This window comes from Bacteroides sp. An19 (genome assembly GCF_002160215.1).
GTDB classification, from domain to species: domain Bacteria; phylum Bacteroidota; class Bacteroidia; order Bacteroidales; family Bacteroidaceae; genus Phocaeicola; species Phocaeicola intestinalis.
Genome location: NZ_NFKD01000013.1, coordinates 67,494 through 75,249, shown reverse-complemented (window position 1 = coordinate 75,249; position 7,756 = coordinate 67,494). Strand labels below are relative to the sequence as shown.

The 7,756-nt window shown below is 48.1% G+C and carries 8 protein-coding genes; 5 read left to right on the top strand and 3 right to left on the bottom strand.

Going from position 1 to position 7,756, the window contains the following annotated elements; all coding sequences use genetic code 11:
- Positions 1-189 precede the first annotated feature (189 nt).
- Both rd and B5F25_RS07670 read right to left on the bottom strand, forming a co-directional pair.
- Positions 190-354, bottom strand: coding sequence for a rubredoxin (rd, locus tag B5F25_RS07675; RefSeq protein ID WP_022038835.1), 165 nt, complete (start codon positions 352-354; stop codon positions 190-192).
- A gap of 71 nt (positions 355-425) precedes the next feature.
- Entirely contained in the window at positions 426-1,130 is a 705-nt protein-coding gene (locus B5F25_RS07670) for an NAD-dependent deacylase (protein ID WP_022038836.1), read from the bottom strand.
- Between the two features lie 135 nt (positions 1,131-1,265).
- Here B5F25_RS07670 and B5F25_RS07665 point away from each other — a divergent pair, with 135 nt between their 5' ends.
- Together B5F25_RS07665 and B5F25_RS07660 are read left to right on the top strand one after the other, a co-directional pair.
- Positions 1,266-1,850, top strand: coding sequence for an FKBP-type peptidyl-prolyl cis-trans isomerase (locus tag B5F25_RS07665; RefSeq protein WP_022038837.1), 585 nt, complete (start codon positions 1,266-1,268; stop codon positions 1,848-1,850).
- Between the two features lie 156 nt (positions 1,851-2,006).
- Entirely contained in the window at positions 2,007-2,885 is an 879-nt protein-coding gene (locus B5F25_RS07660) for an FKBP-type peptidyl-prolyl cis-trans isomerase (protein WP_022038838.1), read from the top strand.
- 84 nt (positions 2,886-2,969) lie between these two features.
- Here the strand turns inward: B5F25_RS07660 and B5F25_RS07655 are convergent, their stop codons facing one another.
- Positions 2,970-3,875, bottom strand: coding sequence for a helix-turn-helix transcriptional regulator (locus B5F25_RS07655; RefSeq protein WP_022038839.1), 906 nt, complete (start codon positions 3,873-3,875; stop codon positions 2,970-2,972).
- Positions 3,876-4,057: 182 nt separating this feature from the next.
- Between B5F25_RS07655 and B5F25_RS07650 the strand changes: the two genes are divergently transcribed.
- The 3 genes from B5F25_RS07650 to B5F25_RS07640 are packed head-to-tail and all read left to right on the top strand — an operon-like array spanning position 4,058 to position 7,698.
- Positions 4,058-5,332, top strand: coding sequence for a TolC family protein (locus B5F25_RS07650; protein ID WP_022038840.1), 1,275 nt, complete (start codon positions 4,058-4,060; stop codon positions 5,330-5,332).
- 10 nt (positions 5,333-5,342) lie between these two features.
- Positions 5,343-6,254, top strand: coding sequence for an HlyD family efflux transporter periplasmic adaptor subunit (locus tag B5F25_RS07645; RefSeq protein WP_022038841.1), 912 nt, complete (start codon positions 5,343-5,345; stop codon positions 6,252-6,254).
- Positions 6,241-7,698, top strand: a complete 1,458-nt coding sequence (locus tag B5F25_RS07640; protein ID WP_087210005.1) for an ATP-binding cassette domain-containing protein — start codon at positions 6,241-6,243, stop codon at positions 7,696-7,698. Before B5F25_RS07645 ends, B5F25_RS07640 begins: the two co-directional genes overlap by 14 nt.
- Positions 7,699-7,756: the final 58 nt, after the last annotated feature.

The window sequence follows — 7,756 nt, the reverse complement described above, 5'->3', positions numbered from 1 at the left end:
GCCAGCTTCTTTCAGATTCCAACTCGCGATGGACACCCTTGCTTTGGGCTGTATGATTCCCGCTATTAGGGCTCATTAGGGACTTGCACCCGTTAGCTAATACTCATGCCGAGCATACACCAGGAAAGCCGGCCTGCAAGCATTACGCTACGCAGACCGGCTTTCGGCTTTTCTAACCTCTAAAGGAATTTACTCCTCTACCGGTTGGAAATCTTCTTTTCCTACTCCACAAACCGGGCAAACCCAATCTTCGGGCAGGTCTTCGAATGCTGTGCCCGGAGCGATGCCGTTATCGGGATCACCTTTAGCGGGATCGTATTCCCAATCACATACGGTGCAAATGTACTTTTTCATACGTCCAATTGTTTTAAGTTAGCTATAATGTTCTTTTATATGATGGAACAAATATAGGGAAGATTTGTTTATCACCGTTCTTTTAATAACATATTTTTTAATTCTTCCATTCCTTCCGAAGCTCCCTTGCGGATAACATGCACCTTCCTGCCCGAAACAATGGTGACTTCTTTCGGGTCGATAAGGTACACCGGTACACGAGACGGCACATAATTGAGCAGTCCGGCCGCAGGATACACATTGAGCGAAGTGCCGATAATGACGAATATATCGGCTTGCTCGGCGTATCCGATGGCGGTTTCTATCATCGGCACCGCCTCGCCGAACCACACGATGAACGGACGGAGCTGGGAGCCGTCGGCGGCCAGGTCGCCCATCTTCACTTCCCATTCTTCGGGCTTCAACTCTTTGATGTATGCCGGATTGTTCGGGTCCCGGCTCGATGTAACCTTGGTCAGTTCCCCATGCAGATGAATGACATGGTGGCTTCCTGCCCGTTCGTGCAAGTTGTCGACGTTCTGTGTAATGACCGTCACGTCGAAGTCCTTTTCCAATTCGGCTATCAGCTCATGCCCGCGGTTGGGCTTCACGCGTTGTAGTTCCTTACGCCGCGCGTTATAGAAATCTATTACCAACTTCGGGTTCGCCCGATAGCCTTCGGGTGTAGCCACTTGTTCTACGGGATACTGCTCCCACAACCCTCCAGAGTCGCGGAAAGTACTGATTCCGCTCTCGGCACTCATGCCTGCTCCTGTCAATATAACCAACTTTTTCATACGCAAGTTCCTCCTTCATACGATTAACCATACAAAAATAAGAAAATTTAATCGCTTACAGAAGCTCTTATTCAAATAAAAAAGATACCTTTGCGCCGACTAAAGAAAAACAATATCTTTTAACTCAAAGACTTTATGGATAAATTCAGTTACGCCATTGGCTTAGGCATAGGTCAGAACTTGTGGAGTATGGGCGCCCGCAGCATCGACGTAAACGATTTTGCACAAGCAGTAAAAGACGTATTAGAAGGCAACAAGACTGCCATTACGCATAACGAAGCACGCGAAATCGTCAATAAGTTCTTTACCGAACTGGAAGAAAAAGCCAATGCGGAAAACATAGCCAAGGGAAAAACTTTCTTGGAAGAAAACAAGAAGAAACCGAACATCGTGACCCTTCCCAGCGGCCTGCAATACGAAGTAATCAAGGAAGGCAATGGCAAAAAGCCAAAAGCCACCGACCGCGTACGGTGCCACTATGAAGGCACTTTGATAGACGGAACATTATTCGACAGTTCCATCAAGCGGGGCGAACCTGCCGTATTCGGCGTGAACCAAGTAATAAAAGGTTGGGTGGAAGCACTGCAACTGATGTCGGAAGGTGCAAAATGGAAACTCTACATCCCGTCCGACCTTGCTTACGGCGCACAAGGTGCAGGCGAGATGATTCCTCCGCACAGCACGCTCATCTTCGAAGTGGAGCTGATTGAAGTATTATAATTAACGGCACACAGGCGACAAAAGCAGACGTGCACAGTTTTAATTATTTATCTGTGTCCATCAGAAGAAGGAAATATACGTTACCTGTGTGTGTTACGACAGTGCTTAAACTGCTGAACAAGAATTATCAACAACAAATATAAAAACATCAAGCAAATGAAAAAGACTCCTTTTTTAATGGCATTGGCTATCGCTGGAGGCATGGCATCGTGCGCACAAGGACCGAAAGCCAACATGAAAACCGAAGTGGACACCCTCTCATACATGATGGGTGTAAGCAACACACAAGGACTGCAAGACTATGCACTTGGCCGCATGGGGATTGATTCGGCCTATTATGATGATTTCATCCGCGGTATCGAACAAGGCATAAAGACAACGGAAGATAAAGAAAGAGCTTACCTGATGGGTATGCAAATCGGACAACAAGTCAGCGGTCAGATGTTCGATGCCATCAACGGCCAAATTTTTGAAGGTGACTCTGCACAAAGCCTGACGAAAGAAAACTTCCTTGCCGGATTCATCGCTGCAGTGAAAGAACAATCTCTCTTCTCTGCCGACTCTGCCAGCCTGTACGTACGTACTCGCGTAGATGCCATCAAAGAAAAGGCACTTGCCGAGAAATATGCCGACTACAAGAAACAGAACGAAGACTTCCTTGCCACCAACAAGACCAAGGAAGGTGTGAAAGTTACTCCGAGCGGCTTACAATATAAGGTTGTGAAAGAAGGTAACGGCAAAGTACCCGAAAAGACATCGAGAGTGAAAGTACACTACAAAGGCACGTTAATCGACGGTACAGAATTCGATTCGTCTTACAAACGCAAAGAACCGACCAGCTTCCGTGCAGACCAAGTCATCAAAGGATGGACCGAAGCGCTGACCATGATGCCGGTAGGTTCGAAGTGGATTCTCTACATCCCGCAAGAATTGGGCTATGGCTCACGCAACACGGGTAAAATCAAACCCTTCTCTACACTGATTTTTGAAGTAGAACTGGTTGACATTGAAGAGCCTGCTGCCAAGAAGAAATAAAGCAGCCCTCTGTTTTTCACCACAGATTACACCGATTTTTTCATTCATTATATAATCGGTGTAATCTGTGGCATTTTATTTCACTCAGTCTTCATCCCGATAAGCATGTGGTGTCTTTCCAGTCATCCGACGGAAAAACTTGCAGAAGAACGAAGCATTGGGAAAATTCAAGTCATCAGCTATTTGATATACCAGTTTGTCGGTATGGCGCAGTTGTAATTTGGCTTCCTGTACCACCGCAGCATTGACCCAGTCCATCACCGTCCGCCCACTGACCTGCTTGATAAGCGTACTCAGGTAACGTGGACTCAAATACAGTTCATCGGCGTAAAAAGTGATGTTCCGCTCATGTACGGCATATCTGTTAACAAGTTTCAAGAACCGGTTGAATATTTCTTCCTGCCGGGTATGCTCCTGACGCGCCACCGCAGCATCGCGATGATAAAATACTTCTATCTGACGAAACAAAGCAGAAATGAGGCTTCGGACAGTGTCACGCGGAAAAGGTTCGTCGTGCAACACTTCCCAAATCAGGTCCAAAAACACTTCCAGCCGCTTTCGTTCCTTCTCATCCAAATCGACAGCAAAAAAAAGTCCACCTTGCAGATAAGCATGCAACAAAGGCTCTTTTTGCCAACCTTCCATAAAGTCATCAGTAAAGGCCAGCATGGTCACATCCATATTCGCAGGCATTTCCTCAAACTCAAGCACAGCTCCTGGCGAAGACACAATCAGCTGCCCGCCTGAAACCGTCACTTCACGTAAATTAATACGAGCCCGGATATATCCCGACTGGATATAAACAATCCGTCCTTCTGTCAGGCGATAGGGTCTTCCCGGTATCAGAATTGACTCCGCAATCTCGTCCATCCCCTCTACCGAACGCACAAAACCCAGTTCGGGAGTGATGAAACGACTCGCATTACACCGTGTAAAAGGAAAATCGTGTATCTGTTGCAAAGCAAGCAAAAAAAAGTCTTTCTGTTCCATATCCTAAATTTTAAGATAAACCAATGTTCTCTACCTCCTGCAAAGATAATAATTCACAGCAAAAACAGGAGATAGCCAGTACAAAATCAAACAAATAGAACATTTGAAACAAGTAATGGAACTTCTGAATATGAACAGAACAATCTATATTTGCAAAAAGAACCTTAAAAAACGACATGCTTATGATACGAACCTGTTTATTGATGCTGGTGGGATGCTTCTGCCTTTCCTCTTTCGGACAGGTGACCCTGGACGAGTGCCGGGCTGCCGCGCAACAAAACTATCCGCTGGCAAGGCAATACGACCTGCTCCGCCTGTCAGAACAATACACACTTGACAATGCAACCCGCGGCAACCTGCCCCAAGTCAGCCTCAGTGGAAAAGTATCCTACCAAAGCGAAGCCACCACTTTCCCGTTCGACATCCCCGGCATCGGCATGAAGGGATTGCCCAAAGACCAATATCAAATACAGTTGGAAGTAACACAAAACATCTGGGACGGAGGCAACATCCGAGCCAGAAAGGAACAAGTCAAAACCGAAACCGAAGAAAGCAGGAGGCAATTGAACGTCACGATGTACGCCCTGAATGAACAGGTAAACCAAGTATTCTTCGGCATCCTGCTGATAGACGAACAACTGGAACAGAACCGCCTGCTTGAAGAAGACCTGCAACGCAACCTGAAAAACATACGTGCTTATCGTGACAACGGCATAGCCAACGATGCCGATGTAGATGCCGTGCAGGTGGAAATCCTCAACACCCGTCAGCAACGGACACAGCTCACCGCCAACCGCACCGCCTACCTGCGCATGCTTTCGCTGCTCACCGGCAAGCCTTTGGACGAACAAACCCAGCTGATACGCCCTGTCTCCCCCGATGACAAGACTGCTTTCCGTATCGCCCGGCCGGAGCTGGATCTGTATAATGCACAAGTACAAAGCCTCGAAGTGGAACGTCACAACCTGCAAGCAGGCTATATGCCCCGCATCGGACTCTTCGCACAAGGCGCATACGGCAATCCTGGACTGGACTTTCTGAAAGACCAATTCCGGGCATATTACATCGTAGGAGCACGTCTCACGTGGAACTTCGGTAACTTGTATACCCTGAAAAACGACAAACGGAAGCTGGATACCCGCCGCTTGCAGATAGAAAGCAACCGCGACCTGTTCCTCTTCAATACCCGACTGCAACTGGCTGAACAAGACGGCATCCTGCTTGCACTCCAGAAACAGATGAAAGACGATGACGAAATCATCCGCTTGCGCAGCAACATCCGGCAATCTGCTGAAGCCAAAGTAGCCAACGGCACGCTAAGCGTGACTGAAATGTTACGCGAAGTAACCGCTGAAAGCCTTGCCCGACAAGCCAAAGCGTTACACGAAATCCAACTGCTGATGCACCAATACCAGCAACAGCACCTTACCAACAACCAACCGACCATAAACCCATAACCTCAAACGTATGAAAACTTATTCTTTATTTTTTGCCTCACTGACAAGCATACTGCTGGCATCCTGCCATCCGGACATCGACTTCGATGCGACAGGCACCTTTGAAGCCACTGAGATTATCGTGTCTGCCGAAAGCAACGGCAAACTGTTCCGTCTGGATGCAGAAGAAGGTGTCCGGCTGAAACAAGGAGAAGAAGTAGGGCTGACCGACACTGTCCAGCTCTATCTGAAAAAACTGCAACTTCAGGCAAATATGAAGTCAGTAGACAACCAGCGGCCCGACATCCGCAAACAGATAGCTGCCCTGCAAGAACAACTTGCCACAGCACAACGCGAACGGGCACGCGTAGAGAACCTGTTAAAAGCAAATGCAGCCAACCGCAAGCAACTGGACGACTGGGAATCGCAGATAGCCGTATTGGAAAGCCAACTCGAAGCCCAACGCTCTACCTTATATAATAGTACAGCCAGTTTGAACGAACAGAGTTCTTCAGTCGCCATCCAAATGGCGCAGATAGAAGACCAACTGCAGAAATGTCACATTGTGGCTCCTATCAACGGTACCGTCCTTGCCAAATATGCCGAACCAGGCGAACTGGCATCGGTAGGAAAGCCACTGTTCAAAATTGCCGATACCGAACACATCTTCCTGCGCGCTTACATCACATCTACACAACTTGCATCGGTCCGTATTGGAATGGAAGCAAAAGTATATGCCGATTTCGGCGACGACAACCTAAAAACTTATGCCGGTATCGTGAGCTGGATAGCCGACGAGGCAGAGTTCACCCCCAAAACTATCCTGACCGATGATGAACGTGCCAATCAGGTATATGCCGTAAAGATAGCTGTCCGCAATGACGGTATCATCAAACTGGGCATGTATGGCAAAGTAAAATTCCAAACCGATGAAAGTGATTGAAGTCAAAGGCATCAGCAAATACTACGGAAAGACAAAAGCCCTCCACGAAGTGTCTTTTGAGATAGGACAAGGTGAACTGTTCGGACTGATTGGTCCCGACGGCTCAGGGAAAAGCACGTTATTCCGCATTCTGACTACCCTTCTGAATGCGGATACAGGCACAGCATCGGTGATGGGTTACGATGTACGAAAAGAATATAAAGAGATACGGAAGCGTATAGGATATATGCCTGGACGTTTCTCCTTGTATCAAGACCTGACGGTAGAAGAAAACTTGAATTTCTTCGCCACCGTTTTCCAGACTACCGTAAAAGCCCATTACGGACAAATAAAAGACATTTACGAACAAATAGCTCCCTTCGCCAACCGACGGGCAGGAGCCCTTTCGGGAGGAATGAAACAAAAACTCGCTCTCTGCTGTGCATTGGTGCATTCACCGGAAATACTTTTCCTGGACGAACCGACAACAGGAGTCGACCCCGTATCACGTAAAGAATTCTGGCAGATACTGGCTAAGCTCCGTACGCAAGGGATGACCATCGTGGTCTCGACTCCCTTTATGGACGAAGCCAGACGTTGTAACCGGATTGCCTTTTTACAAGAAGGAAATGTACGGGGCATCGATACCCCAGCAGTCATTCTCGACCGTTTCCGCAACATCTTATGCCCGCCCGGCCTGCAACGCGATATAGATAACACCGAAACCGGAACCATCATCCGCGTCAACGGACTGGTAAAACAGTTCGGCAATTTTACGGCAGTCGACCACATCTCGTTCGAAGTGAAAAGCGGAGAGATATTCGGCTTCCTAGGAGCCAACGGAGCCGGCAAGACCACTGCCATGCGCATCCTTTGCGGACTGAGCCTGCCTACCGGAGGAAATGCTGAAGTTATGGGCTTCGACGTATACACGCAGAGCGAAGAAATCAAACGGCGCATCGGATATATGAGCCAGAAATTCTCACTCTACGAAGACTTGAACGTATGGGAAAACGTGCGTCTCTTTGCCGGAATCTACGGTGTACCCGACAAGGAAATACCGCCTCGCGCCGAGGAGATGCTTCATCGCATTGGACTGTATGAAAGTCGCCACACCTTGGTACGCGAGCTTCCCTTGGGTTGGAAACAACGACTGGCATTCTCTGTAGCTATTTTCCATCGCCCCCAGCTGGTATTCCTTGACGAACCTACCGGAGGCGTAGACCCTGCCACTCGCCGCCAGTTCTGGGAACTAATTTACCAGGCTGCACACCAAGGCATCACGGTATTCGTCACCACACACTATATGGACGAAGCAGAATATTGCGACCGCATCTCGATGATGGTAGACGGACGCATCCGAGCACTCGACACACCGGCAAAATTAAAAGAGATGTTCAATGCCAAGGATATGGATGAAGTGTTCCGACTCCTGGCACGCGAAGCGAAACGAAACGGGAACTGACAGCTCTCTATAGAGGAACCGAAGCACACAGAGACTTTAATTTTTCCTCTATGGTAAA